The following is a 22,597-nucleotide window of genomic DNA, read 5'->3' on the forward strand; positions in this document are numbered from 1 at the left end:
AGCTTTATAAATATTAGTTTAAGTCCCAGGTGATAAGTGAGAGCAAATAAGCACCTTCCATAAAGACCATCATTACTATTGATATTCAAGGAACGTAATCTCACGGTTTATAAATAAAACTCTAACGCAAGGATATTAAATTGCTAAAACTATTGATACTTGAACTTATTTCCCCACTAAAACTAAGCTTTTTGCTGGCTGTGTTCGCCGTAGTCCTTCAACGCCTCTTTAGAGAAACTAAGCTATCTAAACTACTGTATTTATTATCACTCTCGTGGCTTTTACTATGGTCACAACCTTACATGGCCAATATTTTATTGTATCCACTCGAGCATACAAAAGACAATAATGTTACCAACATCCAACACTTAGAGTCAGCAGATTATATCGTTGTGTTAGCATGCTTTTATAATACGGAAGGGCAAATCCCAGAAATAAGTCGCTGGTCTCACTGCTCTTTGGAGCGTCTTGTCCAAGCTTCGATTCTTCATAAAACAACAAACGCTCCTATTTTACTTACTGGAGGGAGGTTTCTGAAAGATGATAGAGTTTACTACAGCGACAGAGCAAAAGCTTTTTTAGTTTCTCTCGGGGTTTCTTCTGACAACATCCAAGTCCGAAACGTGGGCACTAACACCCATGAAGAAATCAGCGCCATCAAAGACATTTTGAATGGGAAAAATATAGCTCTAGTTACAACTGCGACTCACCTAAAACGCGTTGCCATCGAACTGGAAGGTATTTCAGTGAATACCTCATATGTACCGGTCGATTATTACAGTAGTGGAGAGTTAACTCCCTATTTATCACTACCATCCTTGTCAGCTTTACAAGCTACACAGCACGCATTTTATGAATATTTAGCGCAGGTAAAACAGAAATATGAAATATTCTGAATCACTTCACCCTCGAATAGACTAATGTTCGAATCAAAAGAGTTCAAAACACAAACTTTTTTGCTAAACTCTTTTAAACGAAAAGAATAAGTCTGCTTCTTATGCCTACTCAAAAAAATACAAACGTTTTAGACGTTGTTACTAGATTTATTGGTAAAAATAATAAGATTGGAAAGCTTTTATCTGGTTACGGAAAACTTAGAGAAGCAAATTATATCTCTTCGCATTTTTCTTCTTATCTAGCTCCAGTTATTGCAAACTCAGACTCATTAAGAGAGGAGGTCTACAAGATACGCCACGGCGTTTACTGCGAAGAACTTGGCTTTGAACCAGTGAAAGAGAGTGGGATGGAGTTGGATGACTTTGACAAGTTCTCTGTTCACTGCCTGATCAAGCACAGCCGCTCTTCAACATTTGCAGGCACTGTCCGAATAGTTCGCCCAACTGAAAGCCATCAGCAGCTACCAATTGAAAAGTATTGTTTAAATTCTATTACAGACGACCGCTTGAATCCGTCTAATTTTGCGCGAAAAGATATTTGTGAAGTATCTCGATTGGCTGTACCTAAACAATTCAGACGTCGTCAAATGGATAATTACCAAGGTGCTGCTGTAGGTACTATTAATAAAAGCACCTATTCTGAAACTGAATTGCGCTGCTTCCCTTTCATTGCTGTTGGACTTTACTTTGCAGCGGCGGCATTGGCATTAGAAGAAGAAATTAGACATGCCTACGTCATGATGGAACCTAGACTGGCCAGAAGTATGGGGTTTGTAGGGATTAAATTTCAACAGATCGGCCCCGTTGTAGATTATCATGGCAAGCGCGCTCCCTATTACATTAATCAAGAGTTACTCAAAACCAAACTTTCTCCAAGTTTTCTTAAAATGCTCACTGATATTAAACAAAGCATTTCTGAGCAAAAGTAATAAGGTTTTCACTTAGCCTTCCCTTTGCATAAGGTGGTATTTTGTCTTTGCGTAAAGGGAAGGCTAATTGTATAAACCTCAAAATTTAAACAGTCGCTAAAATTATATTTTTGGTTAGATAAATCAAGGGAGAGAGGTAAACCCACATATTAGCCAGTTTAATCTCAGCTTTCTAATAAGCATTTTACTAAAAAGTTCAAAAGAGTGTTTGCGTCGCCACATAGGTGCGCAAATAAGCATCAGCTTGATAGACTACAATCTTCCTTGAATAAGCATATTTCATCAGACGCTGACAGTTCGCCCGCTTCGGGCTGGTAAAAATATGAAGCCGGTTGTCCATTGTTGATAAGATTTAGTGCTTAAATGCACGACTTTTTGAATTTGCGAAGATAGAGGACGTGATATCGCATCTCATTTGGTACTCAACAACACCTCTCTATTAGTAAAACAAATAGCCTTTGTCTAATTGCTCTTTGTAAAACTTAGAAGACTCACTGATGCTCATATATTTCGACACGCGTTTGGCTTATTCGTCTCTTACTAGGAAATTTCACGAAAAGCCTTCGCACTCCCGATGGAGCAACTGGAAAAAAAAGCCGAAGCATTAGCCTCGGCTCTCTAAGGGCAATAACTTATCTAAATTTTTTACGAGAAGCCAAACCTAACCCTATTAACGTCAAACCAAAGAATGCAACGGTTGATGGTGCAGAAACACTTTGAATTGCGCCCGAGCCTCCTGTTGAGCGCACATTTCCAGGAAAAAACAACGCTTGAGATAGTAAATCAAAATCAGGTTGGCCTTGACCGTAATCTAATGCATCAACAACACCAGGTAGAGCGCTGTCCTCAACAGATAGAGAAGCACTAATCACACCACCGTTAAGGTTACCACCTGCAAGAAAGAAAACATCTTCCCACTTGAACGATGCCCAAAGTTGTCCATTTTGAGCTTCGACATAACGACTTGATGCATTTATGCCAGAAACACCTCTGAAGAAATCAGGCGTATCATCAAAATATACATTTAGCCAAGCATTAGAAAAGTCGAATGATGTAAAACTGGTTGCGATAAGTCCGCCAAAAGCAAATGTTAGCTCACAATCAGAACTTGTTCCTGCAGCGCAAAAATCAGGGTCAAAAAGATTACGTCCTAATGAGAACCCGTTAAACAGACCAACACCAACAAGCTCAGCTCCAACGTTCGCAGCAACGGTTGGCTGTACTGTATTGTTTACCGAGCCAAGCCCCAAATATTCACCACTTGTCGGAGTGCTAGTAAACCATTGTTGGAACTCGATACCTGCAGACATGGCTTCGTTACCATTCTGGAGAAACGTGTCCCATTCGATACCACCGGCAGAAACAGTTTCTGCGCTAGCGTTATATGATAAAGCAAGAGCAGCTACTGCAAGAGCGCCTTTAGCGCTTTTCCAAATTCGTGAATTCAAAGCCATTGTCAATTTCCTTCAAATAGAGTGTTTTTGTTCACGCAGTAGTTAAAGCACCCTCCATGCCAACTTTTTTTAGGCTTTAAAAACAAAAGCTTAAATAAACCACTTCTAACAACGTCTTATAAGTGTAAAATTTTCTGACTAACTTAAAATGCGCTCCCATGCCTGAATAAATTTAGAGCTGGAATTTAGAAAACGTGTTTTTAGTGCTTTAGCTTTATCCTGCTGCCCTAATTCTTGATAAGCTATTGCAAGATGAAGGGCGATTTCTTCAGAAGACGAATTAAGGTTGTAGGCCTCTTCTAAAGCTATAAGTGAATATTCAAATTGCTTTAAGTTAAACAGAATCCATCCATAAGTGTCTAAGTGCGAACTAGTTCTTTCAAGGGCGATTGCATGCTGTGCAGCTTCAAGTGCCAATTCCCACTCTTTTGCCTTTATTAGAGCATTTGCTTTGTTATTGTATGCGACCGCAGAGTCAGGCCAGCGAGATAACAAGTCGTTGTAAATATCAACTGCAGAAGTGTAATAACCACTTGCAAGTGCGTATTCAGCTGTGATGTGGTACGGTCGATCGTTAGGTGCTGGCGTATTTGCTAGTGCATCTTTCAAAATTTCAACACCGTCAAGTGCGTTATTACGAGCAGATTTTATACGTGCTACTATCACCGCTACACCAAAGCTTTTCGCCTCTTGATACGCAGTTAACATTTCTTTTTCCGCTAAAGCATAGTCTCTTTCTATTAACGCTAACTGCCCTTTATAGTAGGCTAAATGCCAAAGGGGTAATTCTGCGTTTCGTAAAGTATTGAGCTTAGCCTTAGCTTGCTCAGTATTACCACTTCGTAGTAACAACTCAAAATGCGCTACATTGAATCGGCTTTCATCAGGAAATAGTTTCTCAGATGAAAGTACAACCTCCTTAGCTTTCTCTATTTCCTGCCGCGTTTGATAAAAATTTATAGCAACTAATCTAGCCTCTATATTATTGGGCTCGTTATATATCCAATCTCGTATCGCTTTTTCCGCGTCATCTTGTTTGTTTGCGCCAATTAATAAATTCACCCAAACCAAGGTCGGAAGTAGGCTTACAACTTCAGGCTTTCGCTCGCCTATTTGAACTGCTTTGATATAAGAAAATTGCAAAGCGTGGGCTTTTAGAAGGCCTAAATGATAGAGCAGAGAAGATGCTTGAACTGTCGAAAGTCTTTCAAGTGTTGCAATTACATCATGCTCTGGACTCTCATCAAGTAAATATACTAGATTGTCCACAGCCGAAGATGTTTGGTTAAGCTCCACTAACTGAGTTGCGCGTTCTACCGCTTTGGTAAAGTTAGCTAGCTGATATTCAGCATGCATAGCAATTTGCATGGCGGCAGTATTTTGCAGGTCTTCTTGCAGCACTTGCTCAGCAAGTCGAGTTGCAGAATCGTAATTACTTTTTGCAAGCTCAACAGTAGCGCTAAGTAGGTAGCTTTGAATAGCATCTGTCGATTTAAAACCTTCAGCAATAGCCAATGCATTGTCATAATCTTCTTTGCCAATTGCGTTTTGCACTTTAAAGTAGGCGATTGCTGTAGGATCGGCATTAGATGCCTCCAATCGTTTTAGCGTTATATCTGCATCAGGATCGTTATTATCTAGCTGCAAAGCCAGTTGTTGAATTAACAATGCATCAGCTTTTGGTGTTTCTTGAAGTGAGGATGAAATCAGTTGCAATGCTTTTTCTTGTTGCCCAGAGCCATCTAAATATGCACTAGCGCCAATTACAAAATTTATGTCGCTTATGTCTTTCACATCATTCGCCTGTAGTAATTTTACAGCCTCATCATGGTAGCCAAGCTCTAATTGTGTTCTCGCTAATAATCGGCTTGCCGTTCTATTGTCAGGTCGAGCACTGTATGCTTTGGTCAGGTGATTGTATGCAGCCTCCCATTTACCGAGCTCGCTTGCCGCCAAGCCAGCTAATAGATATGCATCGAACGTTTTAAGCCCAGAATGAAGCGCGTTTTCTGCCGATAACAGCCCTTCATCAAAATTCCCCAGCCTCACTTGTACCTCAGCCATTAGGAGATCAAAAATAGGACTACGCCTGTTATTCTTTAGCCACGGCTGAAGTGAATTTTCGGCCTTCTCCAATTCGTCTTTTGCGATAAGGAATTCGATATTGTTGACAGCTAGTAACCCAACAGAAGGCCATTTATTGGTGAGCTCTTGAACTATGCTTGCAGCATTTTCAACATCTCCAGTTTTTGCCATTAACTGCGCTTTTGTTTGAGACAAAAATACGTTGTAAAAACTAGGTAGTGATAAGTTTTCGAGCGCTGCCAAAGGTTTGGAAACTTGATACTGCCTAATCTGTTCAAGAATCTCAGCTAGTACAAGTTCGTCTCCTTGAGCTTGTCTTTGCAATCTCCGACTTAAAAGCTCTGCTGGCAAGCCTGCTTTTAACGTTGAGATAAATTCTGCTACCTTAAGTGAAACTTGCGTTGTTTCACCCAGTTCGTCCGTTAGTAACATAACGTCTTCAAATTTCGCTTGATAGTAAAGAGCAAACCCCAGGGTGCCTTGAACTTCATATTGGTCTATTTCAGTGCCGACTAAGCGGCGCAGTTCTTTCTCTGCTCCTGCCAAGTCTCCACTCTCAAAAAGTGCCTGCGCCAATTTAAAACGAATCTGATTATCAGTTGTTTTCAGCTCTAGTGCACTTTTGAGCTCAATAACTGCGACTTGGAGCTGCCCTTCATCTAGCGCTTTTTCAGCGTTCGCTAAATGAGTCTCAGGTGTTGACTTTGTACATCCTAGAACGAGACATGCCACCAATGGCACAAACATTTTTATTTTAATAGACATAAGGATTCCCTAATTAATGCTGAGCTCGCTAAATAAGTACTTATACAGCAAACCTCGAACAATGTTACAACATTGCCGATGCTTATCAATATTATGTTTACACACTGTGAAATTTACTTTTTAGCTTAATCTCGCTTTTTTTTGCTTTAGCTGTTTGTTGTAAGGTGTTTTTGAACAGTGACGGGGGGAGGTCTAAGAATAAAGTTATGTGGACTTATATTTCCATTCGTTTATTCTCATTGAAGCGATTAAGATAATGAACAATGGGACTATAAATGATGATTCAGGCCAAGCTACTTAAGGCCTACTCTGCTGATAATTTTTTTGGGTTGCTTGCGGAAATTGCAAACCCAGCACAGTCCAATGATTTTTTTTGCACTATTCCTTGGCTAACTTCATGGTTCAAGTCTATGGACACCCTACCACCTCTAGTCGTTTTCTCTTCGAACTCGCAAGTCGTAGGGTTGGTATTCTTAGGCTTTATGGAATCAAAAATGAGTTTATTTAGCTGGAAGAAAGGGTTAGTTAATCAAACTGGTATTCAAACATACGATCAAGTTTGGATAGAGTACAACCGCATATATTGTGACCCTGCAATAGAACAAGAGTGCATTTGTTCACTTTTAAACTTAGCCAGCACTTTCGATATTGATGAACTCGTCGTATCAATGTCAAAGCATAGTTCTCTATGGATTCGTGCTGCAACGAAGTTTTGGAGGATAGAATCTGACACTCATTTTGGTGCAAAAGTTGATTTACTCTCGACCAACGAAACAATCAAATTTCTGTCTAAAAACACACGTTATCAAGTTAAGCGAGCAATAAAAGCCGTCGAGATTAAGTATGGAAAATTGTCTGTTTCCAAAGCGAACACATCATCAGATAAAGAAAAATTCTTTTCAGAACTATCAGCGATACATAAAAAAAAGTGGGCGAGTTCTGAGTTCGGCAGCGGCTTTCAGAATCCTTCGTTTAATTCACATTTATTAAATTTGCTAAATGAGTTTTCACACAATGCCGAATTAGTAGCCGTATTTTCAGGAGAGACACTTGTAGGGATCAGTCTTAACTTAATTGCAGAAGATAAAGTAGGCTTTTATTGTTCAGGGATCAACTACGAAATCGCTGACAAGAAGATTAAACCAGGTTACATCTTGCATAGCCTAATGATTGAATATTACCGAGATGCAGGTAAAAAAGAGTATGACTTTCTCGCCGGTTATTCACAATACAAGTCGTCTCTTGCTACTGATATTTACTCCATCGAAACACTACGACTAACGAAACGCAATTTGCGTGGTACGCTTATTCATTTGCTCCGCAGTTTGAAACAGTTATTTTTTAAACTTAAACAAAAAACGAAGACATGAATTCACTACCATTTAAGATAACTAATACGTCAGTTTTTTCTGGCTTAGGGTCGTTCAAACAAGGTATTCCGGTTGCAAAAGGTTTTTTCACTGCAAATGAGCTTCTAGCTGTTTTCGACGAACAACAGCAACTCTCAGATGTGTATATTTCGGTAGAGAAGCTTTGGGAGGATGGCTCAGTAAAATGGCTTCTTGTAGCGGGAATAGTTCACCTTCAAGCGAACGGTTCGGCAACATTTTGTGTGCGCCCTGTTAAGCCTGATGTACGCGAAGAAGAACTAGTGGTTTCAGAGTCTTCTAACATATTAACAATTAAGACAAGCCTAGAGCCTGTTTGTCGAGTATCTCTTCAACAGCCTGCTAAGATAGAACTTCCTCAGCGCGCAAATATATCAATGCATTTTAATGGCCAAACAATTGACCAAGCTGGTTTAAAACATAAAGAGTATGAGTACTTATCAAATGGGCTTTCTCATGAGGCAGTAAAAACATCTCAATTATTTGACGTTGTGAACGAAAACCAAAAGATAACTATATTTCAAGAGCTTCACATATTTCTTAGCTCTGGTACCGTGCTGTGTACTTTAACGGTAACCAACCCCTCAGCTGCAGAGCATCCCAACGGTACATGGGACTTGGGCGACCCGAATTCGATAGCGGTATCTGAATTAGGCTTAACAATTCAGTTGATAAAGGGCGAAGCGACGATCTGCGCTTCAGAACTGGAAGGGGCACAACACCCTACAACCATTTTTCAAGCTTCCAGTGGCGGTGAACAATGGAAAAACAGAATCCACGTTGATCACTCCAACGACGTTACATTGCCTTTTAAGGGGTTTGAAGCACTTGCCAACGACAAATGCTTATTGAAAGGGTGTACTATTCAACCAATGTTAATCTGCAAAGCAGAAGCCAAGAATGATTTGGTGATAGAAGTGGCTGACTTTTGGCAACATTTTCCGTCATCACTTATTGTAGAAGGCAAAACTGCCCAATACAGCTTGCTTGGTTCTGCATTAGCGCCTACTCAGGAATTGCAGCCAGGAGAACAGCTTACTAGACAGTTTTCAATTGGCTACGATTCGATTTTAGAATTCGACGTTGAGATAGCGCAATCTTTGACAAGTTCTCATCAATTTTTTCCATTATTCTCTGCGCCTCGAGATAATAACCCGTTTGATTCATTAATAAGAAAAGCCGTTGACGGCAACAATAGTTTTTTTGAAAAAAGAAAACGAGCAGATGTTTATGGGTGGCGTAATTACGGTGAACTATACGCCGACCACGAGCGGGGAAACATTCCACACGATGAGAGTTTTGTGTCGCACTACAATAACCAGTACGACCCGATTTCAGGAATGCTCTGCCAGTGGTTTTGCAGTGGAAACATAAAATGGAAAAGACTTGCCGATAACCTAGCAAAGCACGTCGCTAATATTGATGTTTATCATACTTCATTAGATAAACCAGAATACTCGGGTGGCTTGTTTTGGCACACTGATCACTATGTTCAAGCATACACAGCTACACACAGAACCTATTCATCATTACAGCCAAATGATGTATACCAAGATCACGCTGGCGGCGGTGGACCCGGCGGACAACACTGCTACACCAACGGACTTTTGCTTCACTATTACTTAACAGGTAGTGAAGTATCAAAATCAGCTATGCTGTCTATCTGCAATTGGATAGAGCTTTATTACGAAGGCGACGGCACAGTTATTGGTACTTTGCTTGCGCTCAAGAATGCTGGAAACATAGGCCTCAAAAATGTACTTACGGGCGCCTACCCTTTAGACAGAGGCACAGCTAACTATTTACAAGCTTTGATGGATCGATTCGACCTGCAGGGCAAAACAGAGGATCTAGCCAAATGCGCAACAATAATAGCTAACACTGTATCACCTGAAGACGATATCGCTCAAAGAGATTTGCAAAATGTTGAGCTGACCTGGTTTTACACGGTTTTCTTACAAGCGTTGTGCCGTTTTATCTATATCAAAGAACAGCGTTTGGAAAGCGATTTTGATTACAGCTATGCGGTACAATCACTATGCCACTATGCCAAATGGATGATAGATAATGAATACGTTTATCTAGAAAAACCAGATATACTCGAGTTTCCAAACGATACATGGACGGGTCAAGATTTACGCAAACTCTGCATATTGAGTTTTGCAAAAGCGTATTTGAATTGCAGTGAAGATATAGATAACAAGTTGAGTACTCTCACAAAAGGAATTCACGAAAGACTGTCACTAAGTACTGAGACAGATTCAACACGAGTACTATGTCTAATGATGCAAAATGCCCATTACGACGTTTATTCAGAGCTTCCTCAGCCAATGGAGCTGGTAAAGTTCAACATGAAAGAGCACAGGAAAAGCGCGTTTACTGCATTGTTATTTTATACAATCAAGAACTTTTCTTTCAACAAAGAGAGAAGCCAATTGGCAAAACGTTTCCCACAACTTCAAAAATGGATAGGAAAACCGTGACGGTTAAAGTAAGTTTTATTATCCCGCACAAAGGGCGAGAAGAAATGTTGATACAAACGCTTCAGAGCGTGGGTATGCAAACACTTTCCGAAGATGAATATGAAGTTATAGTGGTAAGCCAAAACAAGACATTTTCAAATGCGCTATATGAGCTAAAGAAGCAAATTCCTTTAACTCTCATGTTAAATGATAGTAAGCACACTATATCGCATTCACGTAATCTAGGTGCATCAGCGGCACAAGGTGAATACCTTGCCTTCTTGGATGCAGACGTAGCACTTGAGCCCAAATGGGCACAGGCCATGGCGGAGTTGTTGGAAGAAAACGAAGATATAGTGTTATGCAGTGCTATGCAGAAATGCTCCGAATCAGCGCCACCGCTGGAAAAGATTAGAACCGCCCTAAGCAATGCTGAACTAGATCAAACAGTGACCTTTTTACCCGGTCGAAACCTCTTTTTATCGAAAACAACATTCTATACTGTCGGCGGCTTCCCAGAGCACTTGCAGACCTGCGAAGACTACTACTTTACGCAAAAAGTGGCTGAAACAGGTCGTTTACTTTATACCTCTGCGTCCAATTATGTGCATTTAGGGGAAGACAAAGCCTTTTTGCCCATGTTCAAAAAAGAAATTTGGCGGGGTCAGTCAAACTTAGCATCAATAAAAGGCCGGTCCATTCCGTTGCGAGAACTCCCCAGCTTCTTTATACCTTTTGCTGTTACACTGGGTGGCGCATTTTTATTAGTCGCGCTGCTGTACTCAAATATGAGTTTAGTTATTATGGCAAGCGTACTAACTATATTGCCCTTGGCAGTGTATACGGGTAGATTGAAAAAGCTTACCGGTGGTAGTGTAAACATGTATTACTGCCTGCTTTTTTATTGCTTGTATTTTCCCGCTCGGGTTCTCGGCACTTTATTAGGAATTAAAGGTGCGCTAGCTACACCTACACACAGATAATTACAATGAAAGTATTACAGTTTATTTGTTCAACGGGCTTCTATGGAGCTGAAAGATGGATCTTGGCACTAAGTAAACATATGCCCCAAGATGTAGAGAATCATTTAGTGGTGACGCTAGAGCCTGGAACCGAAGATTTAGAGCTTTTAAAGCAGTTTTCTTCGTTGGGCCAAACCCACCAGATAGCAATGCGCAATCGTTTTGACTTAGGCGCTATTTCAAAGCTTGCAGAACTTATTAGGCGCAATGGTATTGATGTGATTCATACCCACGGGTACAAATCAGATATTTTGGGCGTATTAGCAGCAAGAAAAGCGGGGATCCCTTGCGTTGTAACGCCCCACGGCTTTGAAAATGCTGCGGATATCAAGTTACGAACCTTTATCTGGCTAGGTTGCCAATCAATGCGATTAGCAGACAAAGTTGTGCCGCTATCAAAACAGCTTATGGAAGACGTAAAGAAATTTGGCATTAAACCGCCGAAGCTTGAGTATATTCAAAACGGTGTCGACCTATCCGAGGTTGATGCTGTAAGAGAAACTAAAGTCGTCAAACCTGCAGGTGAGAAAAAGCGCATAGGCTTTGTGGGTCAAATGATTAGCCGAAAGAATATCAAAGCAATACTGGATTGTTTTGACGTGCTTTACGCTCAACGACAAGATATCGAACTAATACTGCTCGGAGACGGTGATAGCAGGCAAGAACTGGAAGCATATAGCAAAACCTTATCAAGCGTAAACGCTATCCAATTCTTGGGGTTCCGTGACGATAGGCTCGAATTACTGAAAGACTTCGACTTATTCGTTATGACATCAACACTGGAAGGCATTCCTCGCTGTCTAATGGAAGCGTGCGCAATGGAAATTCCAGTATCGGCGTACGACATCGCAGGCATAGACCAGTTGATTACGCATAAAAAAACGGGGTTACTGGCACCTTTACATGATTTTGAACAGCTGCAAAAGGACTGGATAACGCTATTAGACGATAAAGACTATGCAACACGTCTAGCGCGGGCATCACGTCAATTTGTTGAAGATAATTTTTCAGCGAAAAGAATGGCCAGTGAGTACTATTCACTCTTCAAAAAAATGTTAACTGAGTAAGCAATGGATAAGCAGGACGTTTTATTTGTACTGAGCGTAGATACGGAAGAAGAATGGGAATGGAGTAACGACTTCCCAGAGACAGACTGCTCAGTGAAAAACATAGAAAAGTTGCCTGCTTTTCAGGAATTTTGTGAGTCATGGGGTATTAAACCCACTTATTTTGTCGATTATGCGGTTGCCAACGACACGTTTAGTTCTGACGTATTGCGAACGTTTGCGTCGAAGAGAAAAGCGGAAATTGGCGCCCACCTTCACCCTTGGTGTAACCCGCCATTTTTTGGTAAAACAGATGAGGCAAAATCTCACGTTGTCAATTTGCCGAAAGACCACGTTAAAGCGAAGCTGGATCATCTTATTGAACGGTTAATCACTAATATAGGCCCGGCGCCGATGTCGTTTCGAAGTGGGCGATGGGGAATTAATGGCTCTACCCTTGAATTGCTTGCAGAGCGCGGTTTTAAGGTAGATAGTAGCGTTTATCCATTCTACGAAAACACCTATTTTAGTTGCAAAAACCGGGATAGCACGCCCTACTGGCCAAGCTTTGAAAACGCCGATGTGGAAGGATCACAACGCAATTTAATGGAGCTTCCCATTACCGCAGGCTTTAATCGTTCTCATTTTAAGTATGCCGACAATATCCACACGTTTTTAGCAAAAAGTCCAATGAGGCTGGCTAAGCCTGTTGGGTTGCTATGGCACACAAATATACTTCGCAAGCTCTATTTAAGTCCGGAATTAACCGACAGTACTTCAATGAAGATGCTTGTGAATATATGTTTAGAAAAACAATACCCAGTAATTCATATGTATTTACATAGCTCAAGCTTACTAGATGGCGTAACAGGGCTGCTGCAAGTTGATAATGCCTACCAGCGTATTTGCGGGCGTATGTCAGAAGTCATAAAGCACTTACATGCTAAAGCCAACGTGAGATTTTGCACAATATCAGAGGCGTCAGCTTTGCTGAAGCATAAGATTAATACGCATTTTAGTGACTAGGACTGGGTACAAACGTGAACGTAGACACAACACTAAAATTAGTTCCACTTAACGAGCGAAATGTATCAGACTGGAACCGGTACGTTTCTTCTCACCCCTTCGCAACGCCGTACCACAATGCAGCATGGCAGCGCGTATCCGAAAACGTATATGCGATGCAATGCGAAGGCATGCTCGCCATTAACGAACAAGACGGTCGTATTGTGGGTGTCGTTCCAGCGGTAAAATTAACATCGTGGATACTAGGTGAAAGGCTATGCGCCCTTCCTTATTGTGATGTAGGTTTTCCTTTGGCTGACTCGCCTGATATTGAAGCCTATTTACTCGCTCATTTAAAAGAAAAGCACGTTAACGCGAAGTACTTTGAAGTTCGGAGTTGTCATGCGCAACAAACCGCAGACAATAACATTTTAGCGGGTAAAAAAGTGCAAATGCGCTTACCGTTACCTGACAGTAGCGACGTTTTGCTTAAATCGTTTAAATCGAAACTGCGGAGCCAAATAAAAAAAGCCGATAAGAATGGATTAACGTCTAAAAGCGGTAACTCTCCTGAACTTGTAAATGATTTTTACACAGTGTACGTGACAAATATGCGTGATCTCGGTTCACCTGCACATAGTTTAGAATGGTTTTTAAACATAGCGCGTGGCTACAATACTGCTTGCTATATTAGTGTGGTTTACCACGACGACGCGCCAATAGGCGCAGGCATTGTGCTTAAGAACAATAACAAAGCATCGATACCGTGGGCGTCAACAGTGCGCGAATTTAATAAGTTAGCGCCTAATATGAAGCTTTATTGGAATGTACTGGCACATTGCGCAGACAATGGTATTCGCGAATTTGACTTTGGACGCAGCACGTTCAATGAAGGTACATTTAAATTCAAAAAGCAATGGGGCGCAGAGCCTTATCTTCTCGATTGGTATCACTATCCGCGAAGCAATGTTGTAAATAAACAAGAAGCGGCTTCTAATAATGGAATGAAAGAATCGATAAAAGCGATGGCAGAACGAGTGTGGTGCAAGCTGCCACTTCCTCTCACTGTTGAGATAGGTAAAAGAATAAGACCGCATATTAGCTTATAGGGAAACAATATTGTGTGTGGAATAGCAGGGTTCAGTTTACTTAACCACCCCGAGGGCAATGAGGCATCTTTGGTAAAAATGGGTAACGCCATCTACCACCGAGGACCCGATGCAGGCGGCACTTATATCGACGATAGCGTAGGCCTTTGCCATAGACGCCTAAGCATCATTGACTTATCCGAAGCCGGCAATCAACCTATGTTTTCCGGCTGTGGTAATTACGTCATTGTGTTTAACGGCGAAATATACAACTTCCTTGAGTTACGAGAAACGCTAGAACAAGAAGGCGTGGTCTTCAATTCTCACTCAGATACCGAAGTTATCCTGGCCCTGTATAAAAAAGAAGGCGTAGAGTGTATCCATCGTTTAAACGGGATGTTTGCATTCGCCTTGTGGGACAAAAAACAAGGTCAACTATTTATTGCCCGTGATCGCTTAGGCAAAAAGCCGCTTTACTACTTTAGTAAAGATGGCCGGTTTGCGTTTGCCTCTGAAATCAAAGCGCTCCTAACCTTAGAGAACATTCCGCGTAAAATTAGGCTGGATGCCGTTTACGATTTTTTCGCATACCAGTATGTCCCCGACCCCAAGAGTATATTTGAAGACATTCACAAGCTACCGCCAGCGCATTACATGTTAGTAACCAAAGATGGCATTAAACAGCGTCAGTACTGGGATTTGAGCTTTACCCATACTTCTAGTGATTCAATAGAAGACAATAAGGACAAACTGCTCTCTTTGCTTAACGAGACAACTCGTCAACGCATGATAAGTGATGTTCCACTCGGTGCATTCTTGAGCGGCGGCGTGGATAGCTCTGGTGTAGTTGCCCTAATGGCCAACAATAGCGACAAGCCAGTTAAGACCTGTACCATTGGCTTTGATAACAAAAAATACAACGAAGCAGAATTTGCAAAAGAAATTGCGCAAAAATACAACACCGAACACCATGAATTTACAGTCCATCAAAATGTTGCTGATCGGCTTGAAGAAATAGCACAATACTTTGATGAGCCCTTCGCCGACCCCTCGCTGGTGCCCACATTTTTTGTATCTGAATTAGCCCGTAAAGAAGTTACAGTTGCCATTGCAGGTGATGGTGGTGATGAAATGTTTGCTGGTTATGAAAAATACGCCATTGATGACATTGAAAAAAAGTTAAGGGATAAGTTTCCAAAAAAAGTTCGGGAAAAACTTTTTCCACCTTTAGCTAAGTTAGCTGGCACAATCCCTTTAAACATAGCAAAAAAAGCCAAATCGCTGTTAAATAGCTTAAGCCAGTCACCTGCCATGGGCTTTTACATCACGAACAGTCAAATGACCGACGAAACCTGGAGCAAACTTGTTAAACCCGACGTAGCGCGAGCGCTCGGAAATTATCATCCTAGTCGTATTACTCTTGATAAATATGAGGAGGCGGATGGTCCAGACCACTTAAGCAAGCTGCTTTACACTGATATTAAAACCTACTTAACTGGTGGAATTTTAGTTAAAGTAGACAGAATGAGTATGGCTAATCACTTGGAAGTTAGGGCTCCATTACTCGACTACCAAATTGCAGAATTCGCTGCTTCTATTCCTTCAGAACAAAAGTTTAACGAAGGAATAAAAAAGCGCATTTTAAAAGAAGCGCTCGTTCCGTTTATTCCAACCGACCTCCTTCACAGAAAAAAAATGGGCTTTTCTGTTCCTTTAGCACAGTGGCTTAGAGGCGAGCTCAAACAGCTGTCAGAAAAATACCTAGTTGATTCAAATAATGGTGTCTATGAATACTTAAAAAAAGACGAGGTCCTGACGCTTTGGTATGAACATCAATCATGTAAGTACGATCACAGTAATATTCTCTGGAGTGTTCTAATGTTTCAGATGTGGTTTAGTACTTATATACCTCAAGCGGAGTGCGCTCAGTGAGAATATTACATGTGACATACGATATGCGTATCGGTGGAACAGAGATGGTTATTAAAAATATCATAGAAAGTAACTCCAACCCTGATGTAAAAATGTCGATATTTTGTATTGAAAGCCCCCTTGGGCCATGGGGCGAAGATTTACAGAAAAAAGCTATCTCTATCTATTGCCATACACGGAAAGACGGATTCGACTTTTCAATCATACGCTCTATAAGAAAAGTGATAAAAGCGAATAAAATTGACATCGTGCATTGTCATCAATACACACCGTGGGTCTACGGTGCAATGGCAGCTATTAGCACGTCGGCAAAAGTTATATTCACAGAGCACGGACGCTTTTACCCAGATAGATCAAACTGGAAACGCCAAATTGTAAATCCACTTCTCGTAAAACTCACAAGTGAGATTACAGCAATATCGGAGGCTACAAAGAGAGCTCTGAGCGAGTATGAGTTTATACCTGAAAGCAAAGTTCATGTTATCTACAATGGTATCAAACCGCTGATTTCGTCGTCTTCTCTGGTCGCTGAGCTGCGTAGCTCGCTGAGTATACCTGATGAGCATATCGTTTTTGGTACCGTAGCAAGACTCGACTCTATTAAAAATCATCGAATGATGATTGAAGCATTTAAAAGGGTAAATTCTGAATTTCCCGAGACTGTGCTACTTATCGTAGGTGACGGCGAAGAAAGAGAAAATATTGAATTGCAAATTCAAAAGTTATCGTTAGAAAAACACGTCATCCTCACTGGTTACATCAAAGCTCCAAGCAACCACATATCAAGTATGGATGTCTTCTTACTCTCATCGTTCAGCGAAGGTACATCAATGACATTACTAGAAGCGATGAGCCTTTCAAAGCCTTGTATAGTTACCGATGCGGGCGGGAACCGAGAGATTGTAAAGAACGGAGAGAATGGGTTCGTCTCAGAAAATGACAATGAACTTCAATTTAGTCAGTTAATGAAATTACTCCTTAAATCACCTGAGTTGATTAAGCGTATGGGAAGAAATGGAAAGCTTCGTTTTCATGAAAGGTTCCTCGCTACTACAATGATTGAAAATTATAAGCGGCTTTATCAAAAACCCTAATACTATGAAAAAGATAATAAAATCTATAATTAATAAAGTGGCTATTAAAGCATTAGAAGACCGTACTGTACGTCAGGCTATTCGTTTAAATCAAGGAAATAGCTTGAATAGTCGGCTACCAAGCTACAATCATGCTTCTCCTTATATCTCACACGAACCTCCTTTAGAATTTAAAGGTGAAGGTGTAATTTTTATTACCAGTAGGTTTAGAAGTGGATCGACTTTACTCTGGAATTTATTTAGAAGCGTTGAGGGTTGCACTAGTTATTACGAACCTTTTAACGAACGAAAGTGGTTTGATGCCGAGACAAGAGGGAGTTTTGTAGACAATACGCATTTAGGTGTTAATGATTATTGGCAAGAGTATGAAGAACTTTCAGATCTTTCGAAGTATTACAACGAAAAGTGGATTCACCAGCAACTGTACATGGACCAGAGATCTTATAACCCTGATATGGAAGACTTCATCGACTGCATTATAGAAAATACGAAAGGTTTAACAGTACTCCAATTTAATCGCATTGACTTTCGTTTACCGTGGATAAAAAAACACTATCCCAAAGCCAAAATCATCCACCTATATCGCAATCCTCGAGAAGTTTGGTGTTCATTTTTGGTAAATAAAGAAGTGATGACTTCTGAGAACATCGAATACACTTATCAAGATGCATTTTACTTGGACGTCTGGTGCGATGACCTTGCTGATGTTTACCCATTCCTTGACCCTAAAGTAACTCGTCACCCATATCAAAGGTTCTATTATTTATGGAAACTTTCATACTTGTTTGGCATTGAATGGGCAGACCAATCTGTAGCTTTCGAAGATTTAGTTTACTCACCTCACGAATGCATTAGAAATATGTTCGAAGATTTACCCTTAAACGGCGATATTGAACAGCTTGCGACGGTTATTCAACCTCCTCCTAAAGATAAGTGGAGAGAGTTTGCAAATGACGAATGGTTTTTGGAACATGAACGTCAGTGCGAGTCTACCTTATCGCTTTTCTTTAATCGCAGATACGTTGGGGGGAAAAATGAAAGATAAGTTAATTGAGTTAGTTAAGTACGACTATAATAAGGCTAAAATAGTACTCCTTCCTTTTATCTATTTAGCAAACCTTTACTACGTTAAACAAAAACCCAGCAAACATTTATCGTTTTTGTCTACTGTTTTCAGGCTCAACTGGCCTGGAACTTTTCATTTTTGCAGAACACAGATAAAAAAACATTTTCTAGTAGACGACAGAAACTCTCTCCCCCAATGTGTACTTGAAGAATTCCTAAACAACATCCAAGGCATAGATCGTTACAAAAAATTCCTTGACGATCCAAGTGCAATGATGCCATCCATTATCACGGTTTTAGCACCCGCAAAGGAAAATAACAAAGGCGTATTAGTCATCGCTTACAGTTACTATTTTTTGGTTTTTCTGAAGTCTTTTGATTTCCAAAAAGTCGCGGAAAGTTACCACATTGTTTTAGAACCAAGCTGGAATGGCCTCTGCGAAGATGCAGTTTTGGCGTTTGCCTGTTTAACGTCACCAGTGTTTGTAATGGCTTATGAAGAGAGAGATTATAATTTCTTGATGTCATTAAACACAAATATCATCCCTGTAAGGTTGAGTGCCAACTGGTGGATTAACCCTGACCAATTTGGTGTAGATAATGCATCGGAACGAGATATCGATGTAATTATGATTGCTGCTTGGGCCAAATTTAAAAGGCACGGTAAGTTCTTTGAGGCACTCAAAGAAATAAAGGAAACCGGAGTCCAACTAAAGGTAGCGCTGGTTGGTTACCCTAATGATCTAGTTATGGCAGATATTGAGAGAAAGGCGGAAAGTTACGGTATTCGTGACTGGTTGGAGTTTTATGAGTGGATTTCCCCGTCTGAAGTTTCATCACTGTTATCACGATCTAAAGTAAATGTTCTATGGTCTCGTTTTGAAGGGTTAAATCGCGCAATTATTGAAGGGATGTGTTGCAATACCCCATGTATAGTTAGAGCAGGTTTCAACTTTGGTATGGAATACCCTTACATCAATGAAAGTACTGGCAAATACGCGACAGAGACCTCGTTGAGCAATGATCTCATGGAAATTATCAATAGGTACAATAAATTTGAACCAAGAGCATTCATTGAAAAAAATCATAACTGTTTTATCGCAACTGAAATCTTAGCTGACACCATTAGTCATTATGACGAAAGCTTTAATAAAAATAATCTCGTTGCTAAAACAAGTGAACTTAATGGCATGAAATATATATGCGAGCAAGATAAAGAGCATATGCAAGCTGACTACAAATACTTAGCAAGTTTGATCAAAAATGCAGTGTGAGTGTTCAATGAAAATAATACTAATCGCAAACTCTGAAAAGATAGGCGGTGGAAATAAATCCTTAATATCAATATGTAAGTCATTAAGCGGCCAGGGACACGTGCCATTGGTGCTTGTTCCAGCAGAAGGACGACTTTCAAAAGAGTTAAGAAACTTGCAAATAAAATATCGAATAATACCAACTCGGTTTTATGACAAGCCATCAGCACAGATAGCATGGATCTTCACAAAGGTAATGCTGTTACTAGCCAAAGAAAGGCCGAATTTAATTCATGCAAACGACGTTTACTGTTATAAGTATTTTTCATTAGCGGCAAAACTACTGAATATTCCTATTCTATGCCATTTTAGGCACTTCATTGATGCTCATATAGGCAAGTATTTGTTGGATGTCCCCCCAACATTGAGTTTGTTCAATAGTGAATACAATCTACAACGCACACTCGCCTTAACCCCCACTTTACTCAAAAAGTCTCGCTCGATGGTACTTTACAATTTTTTCAACGAAGAAGAATATTATCCTTATAACGGTGATGCTTCTTTTAGGGAACTTTTCAATATAAATCACGACGCTTTCCTTATGTTGGTCATTGGAAACATAAATCCAGGCAAAGGGCATCTTGATCTCTTATCAGCCTTAGAGAAATTGGAGCAAAGAGGCCTCTTTGTTACCTACCCCAATCTTAAATTTGTAATTGCTGGAGAAGACGTTACAAACTCAGGCATTGAAAATGAAATGAAAGAGAAGATCGAGAAAACTAAATTAGCAGAGCGTATTATATTCACAGGCTTTGTAGCCGATACAAAAGCGGCCTATGCCTCAGCAAACGCTGTACTCATTCCCAGTATTGAAGAACCTTTCGGACGCGTCGCAGTAGAGGCAGTGCTGGCACGCAAACCTATCGTGGCCAGAAATAACAGTGGACTGTCGGAAATATTATCTCCATTAAAAACACCTGTGCTAACGACTGATGACAGCATTGATAGTTTAGCAAGAGCTATCGAGAGAGGGGTAACAACAAAAGTACCCAAAAGCGAGCTAGAGCACGACGCGCAAACCGTCGCCCTTCGTTTTTCTGAAGAAAATCAATTTAACCGTTTAATGAATTCCGCTTATCTTCCGCAAGCCCGTTAACCCTTGTTTTAAGCTCCAAGACTAAAGGAAGTACGACGCGATCCCAATCGTACTGGTTTGCCTCATCCAAAGTCCGCTTTCTTAGCATCACCCAATGTTCGTGGGTATAACCATTAGAAAGTTTTTTAAGAAGGCCGATAAGTGAACTTGGTGAGTTAATATCAAAAACATTTCCGATACTCCCCCTCCCTTTAGTCATTTCAACAAAGTAAGGTAGCCTACTTGCAATAACGGGAGTCCCAACAGTCCAAGAAGCTAATAATGCCCCACTTGTCGTTATATCTTTATAGGGCAATAACGATACATCAGCGGCGGCTAAGTACTCGTTAAACTCGGTGTCAGTGAGGTTTTTGCACACCAATTTTACTCTGTCGCTTAAACCGTAAGCATTTATTCGCTCATACAATAACGCTAGATAAGCCTCATCTTTACAACGCCCAGCAATAAGGAGTTGAGAGTTATTAACATTCTTTATAGCTTCCAGTGCCAGTTCGTGTCCGCGGCTTGGGCGAATCTCCCCCACTAAACCTATGCATATTTTCCCTTTTTCTATACCAAACTTTTTCTTTAATTGAGTATTATCGGTCACCGGTACAAAGACATTATTAAAATTTCCATGGTACACGATGCATACTTTCGCTTTCGTCACTACTAGATTTTCTATCCAGTTCTTAGACCACTCACTGTGGCATGCTACAATATCAGAATAAAAGCAGAAAAGGCGAACACCCGCCCAGTCGGCCCAAGTAACCCTTCCATGAGGCTTGTGGTTATGCACTGTCCATACAAGTACCTTGCCCAGACGCTTAGCTTTTTTTATGAAACGCCAAACGCCAATCAAAGACTTTAGTTGCTCAAAAAAGGTTCCTCCTTCCCAGAAGCGCTCTATCCAGTGAAAATGAACAACACTCTCCTGAGAGGAAATTAATGCATCGTCAGTAAACTCATGTCCAACCTTTACCTCAAAACCATTTTTTTCTAACGCTTGAGCCATTGCTTTTTGGTAGGCATGCCAATTAGTTGCAGGGTAAAACCCTATTGTATGGCGATTCACAATCAACCTTTCCTTGCTAATTTTTGTGAGAGGGGTGTGCTCAATTGAACCAATTCGTTCCAAAGAGGATGATTTGTCAGCCATACACTTAGTAACCACGTAGTTATCAGAATAGGCCCCATCACTATCAAACTTAAATAGGCCGGAAATGCGCGATAATCTAGCAAAAAGTCTCCAGCGATTGCGACCGCTGAACATATTATGGTTAACATAATGTTTTTAGACATTGCTTTGGAAAAGGTAATAATTGATAGCCCAGTCGCAAAATAGACTGCAATTGAGCCCACAATAAAATCCGCCAAACCGACAACGACCATAGCCCACGCAACATAACTAAGTCCATGAGGGTACGCAAAATATACTAGAGTTAACGTTAGTGTAAAGAGAACCATTTGCTTAAGTAGCATAATTTTCTCTTTGTGGACAGCCATCAACAACTGCGGTGAGAAATTATGGACAAGCCTTAAGATAGCCCAAATTGAAAGGATTGCGGCCAAAGGCACAGTATCTAACCATTGTTCGCCGAATAGCAACATAATAATGGGGAAACTCATTACACCAGCTGCCGCTAGAATCGGCCAACATACCCCACCCATCAAGAGGCTTGCTCGAACGTACGCATCTCTCAAATCGCCACCATCCCGGCTCACACCAGACAAATAAGGCAATATAACCGGCCAAACGCCAGAAGAAATGAGGGTGGTAATAAACTGATAGAATCCGACACCTCTGGAAAAAAAAGCAACCTGTGCTGTTGTTCCAAGCTTTCCAATGACCAAATCTGGCGCATTAGCGTCGAATCTAGCAAGAAGATTTGTCATCGATGAATAGAAACCGAATTTAAAGATAGGTTTCAATCCACTGAAGCTAGGCATAAACCTGGCGGTCGACGGACGATATAAG

General features: G+C 40.7%; 17 protein-coding genes. 13 read left to right on the forward strand and 4 right to left on the reverse strand.

Annotation, left to right across the window (positions count from 1 at the left end):
* Positions 1-302 precede the first annotated feature (302 nt).
* The gene (locus tag BIZ39_RS15880) at positions 303-896 is read left to right on the forward strand and encodes a YdcF family protein (RefSeq protein ID WP_187447427.1); all 594 of its coding nucleotides are present in this window, start codon (positions 303-305) and stop codon (positions 894-896) included.
* Between the two features lie 101 nt (positions 897-997).
* Positions 998-1,825, forward strand: a complete 828-nt coding sequence (locus BIZ39_RS15885) for a PEP-CTERM/exosortase system-associated acyltransferase (RefSeq protein WP_187447428.1) — start codon at positions 998-1,000, stop codon at positions 1,823-1,825.
* A 632-nt stretch (positions 1,826-2,457) separates the two neighbouring features.
* On the opposite strand, the gene BIZ39_RS15890 is transcribed toward BIZ39_RS15885, so the two are convergent.
* Together BIZ39_RS15890 and BIZ39_RS15895 are read right to left on the reverse strand one after the other, a co-directional pair.
* Complete coding sequence (locus BIZ39_RS15890; RefSeq protein WP_187447429.1) at positions 2,458-3,279, reverse strand: hypothetical protein; 822 nt, start codon at positions 3,277-3,279, stop codon at positions 2,458-2,460.
* Positions 3,280-3,417: 138 nt separating this feature from the next.
* Positions 3,418-6,129 (reverse strand): tetratricopeptide repeat protein, encoded by a 2,712-nt coding sequence (locus tag BIZ39_RS15895; RefSeq protein WP_187447430.1) that lies wholly within the window; start codon positions 6,127-6,129, stop codon positions 3,418-3,420.
* A 275-nt stretch (positions 6,130-6,404) separates the two neighbouring features.
* Here BIZ39_RS15895 and BIZ39_RS15900 point away from each other — a divergent pair, with 275 nt between their 5' ends.
* From BIZ39_RS15900 to BIZ39_RS15950, 11 genes are read left to right on the forward strand one after another with little or no spacing between them, the layout of a single operon-like run.
* Positions 6,405-7,499 carry a GNAT family N-acetyltransferase gene (locus BIZ39_RS15900; protein ID WP_187447431.1) on the forward strand — a complete coding sequence of 365 codons (1,095 nt, stop codon included), beginning with the start codon at positions 6,405-6,407 and terminating at the stop codon, positions 7,497-7,499.
* Positions 7,496-10,000 carry a hypothetical protein gene (locus BIZ39_RS15905; RefSeq protein ID WP_187447432.1) on the forward strand — a complete coding sequence of 835 codons (2,505 nt, stop codon included), beginning with the start codon at positions 7,496-7,498 and terminating at the stop codon, positions 9,998-10,000. The genes BIZ39_RS15900 and BIZ39_RS15905 overlap by 4 nt, the downstream gene beginning before the upstream one ends.
* Positions 9,997-10,962 (forward strand): glycosyltransferase, encoded by a 966-nt coding sequence (locus BIZ39_RS15910; protein WP_187447433.1) that lies wholly within the window; start codon positions 9,997-9,999, stop codon positions 10,960-10,962. Before BIZ39_RS15905 ends, BIZ39_RS15910 begins: the two co-directional genes overlap by 4 nt.
* A gap of 5 nt (positions 10,963-10,967) precedes the next feature.
* A complete protein-coding gene (locus BIZ39_RS15915; protein WP_187447434.1) occupies positions 10,968-12,068 on the forward strand; it encodes a glycosyltransferase in 1,101 nt (366 codons plus the stop codon).
* Positions 12,069-12,071: 3 nt separating this feature from the next.
* Positions 12,072-13,073, forward strand: coding sequence for a polysaccharide deacetylase family protein (locus BIZ39_RS15920; RefSeq protein ID WP_187447435.1), 1,002 nt, complete (start codon positions 12,072-12,074; stop codon positions 13,071-13,073).
* Between the two features lie 14 nt (positions 13,074-13,087).
* Positions 13,088-14,161: a GNAT family N-acetyltransferase gene (locus BIZ39_RS22545; protein WP_316248260.1), complete on the forward strand. Its 1,074-nt coding sequence runs from the start codon at positions 13,088-13,090 to the stop codon at positions 14,159-14,161.
* 12 nt (positions 14,162-14,173) lie between these two features.
* On the forward strand, positions 14,174-16,072 hold the full coding sequence (gene asnB / locus BIZ39_RS15930; protein ID WP_187447436.1) for an asparagine synthase (glutamine-hydrolyzing): 1,899 nt from the start codon (positions 14,174-14,176) through the stop codon (positions 16,070-16,072).
* A complete protein-coding gene (locus BIZ39_RS15935) occupies positions 16,069-17,166 on the forward strand; it encodes a glycosyltransferase family 4 protein (RefSeq protein WP_187447437.1) in 1,098 nt (365 codons plus the stop codon). The genes asnB and BIZ39_RS15935 overlap by 4 nt, the downstream gene beginning before the upstream one ends.
* A 4-nt stretch (positions 17,167-17,170) precedes the next feature.
* Complete coding sequence (locus BIZ39_RS15940) at positions 17,171-18,211, forward strand: sulfotransferase (RefSeq protein ID WP_187447438.1); 1,041 nt, start codon at positions 17,171-17,173, stop codon at positions 18,209-18,211.
* A complete protein-coding gene (locus BIZ39_RS15945; protein WP_222936655.1) occupies positions 18,117-19,505 on the forward strand; it encodes a glycosyltransferase in 1,389 nt (462 codons plus the stop codon). The genes BIZ39_RS15940 and BIZ39_RS15945 overlap by 95 nt, the downstream gene beginning before the upstream one ends.
* A 7-nt stretch (positions 19,506-19,512) precedes the next feature.
* Complete coding sequence (locus BIZ39_RS15950) at positions 19,513-20,640, forward strand: glycosyltransferase family 4 protein (protein WP_187447440.1); 1,128 nt, start codon at positions 19,513-19,515, stop codon at positions 20,638-20,640.
* Here the strand turns inward: BIZ39_RS15950 and BIZ39_RS15955 are convergent.
* Together BIZ39_RS15955 and BIZ39_RS15960 are read right to left on the reverse strand one after the other, a co-directional pair.
* On the reverse strand, positions 20,597-21,778 hold the full coding sequence (locus BIZ39_RS15955; protein ID WP_187447441.1) for a glycosyltransferase family 4 protein: 1,182 nt from the start codon (positions 21,776-21,778) through the stop codon (positions 20,597-20,599). The genes BIZ39_RS15950 and BIZ39_RS15955 overlap by 44 nt on opposite strands.
* Positions 21,697-22,597, reverse strand: a 901-nt coding sequence (locus BIZ39_RS15960; protein ID WP_187447442.1) for an oligosaccharide flippase family protein, incomplete at its 5' end; no start/stop codon positions are given. The genes BIZ39_RS15955 and BIZ39_RS15960, both read right to left, overlap by 82 nt.

The sequence above is a fragment of the Alteromonas sp. BZK5 genome (genome assembly GCF_014349115.1).
In the GTDB taxonomy this organism is placed as follows: domain Bacteria; phylum Pseudomonadota; class Gammaproteobacteria; order Enterobacterales; family Alteromonadaceae; genus Alteromonas; species Alteromonas macleodii.

What these genes read in the sequence shown, in the direction of transcription:
- BIZ39_RS15880 (WP_187447427.1), top strand. Translation starts at nt 303, where the DNA reads ATGGCCAATATTTTATTGTATCCACTCGAGCATACAAAAGACAATAAT.
- BIZ39_RS15885 (WP_187447428.1), top strand. Translation starts at nt 998, where the DNA reads ATGCCTACTCAAAAAAATACAAACGTTTTAGACGTTGTTACTAGATTT.
- BIZ39_RS15890 (WP_187447429.1), bottom strand. Translation starts at nt 3,279, where the DNA reads ATGGCTTTGAATTCACGAATTTGGAAAAGCGCTAAAGGCGCTCTTGCA.
- BIZ39_RS15895 (WP_187447430.1), bottom strand. Translation starts at nt 6,129, where the DNA reads ATGTCTATTAAAATAAAAATGTTTGTGCCATTGGTGGCATGTCTCGTT.
- BIZ39_RS15900 (WP_187447431.1), top strand. Translation starts at nt 6,405, where the DNA reads ATGATGATTCAGGCCAAGCTACTTAAGGCCTACTCTGCTGATAATTTT.
- BIZ39_RS15905 (WP_187447432.1), top strand. Translation starts at nt 7,496, where the DNA reads ATGAATTCACTACCATTTAAGATAACTAATACGTCAGTTTTTTCTGGC.
- BIZ39_RS15915 (WP_187447434.1), top strand. Translation starts at nt 10,968, where the DNA reads ATGAAAGTATTACAGTTTATTTGTTCAACGGGCTTCTATGGAGCTGAA.
- BIZ39_RS15920 (WP_187447435.1), top strand. Translation starts at nt 12,072, where the DNA reads ATGGATAAGCAGGACGTTTTATTTGTACTGAGCGTAGATACGGAAGAA.
- BIZ39_RS15940 (WP_187447438.1), top strand. Translation starts at nt 17,171, where the DNA reads ATGAAAAAGATAATAAAATCTATAATTAATAAAGTGGCTATTAAAGCA.
- BIZ39_RS15945 (WP_222936655.1), top strand. Translation starts at nt 18,117, where the DNA reads ATGACGAATGGTTTTTGGAACATGAACGTCAGTGCGAGTCTACCTTAT.
- BIZ39_RS15950 (WP_187447440.1), top strand. Translation starts at nt 19,513, where the DNA reads ATGAAAATAATACTAATCGCAAACTCTGAAAAGATAGGCGGTGGAAAT.
- BIZ39_RS15955 (WP_187447441.1), bottom strand. Translation starts at nt 21,778, where the DNA reads ATGGCTGACAAATCATCCTCTTTGGAACGAATTGGTTCAATTGAGCAC.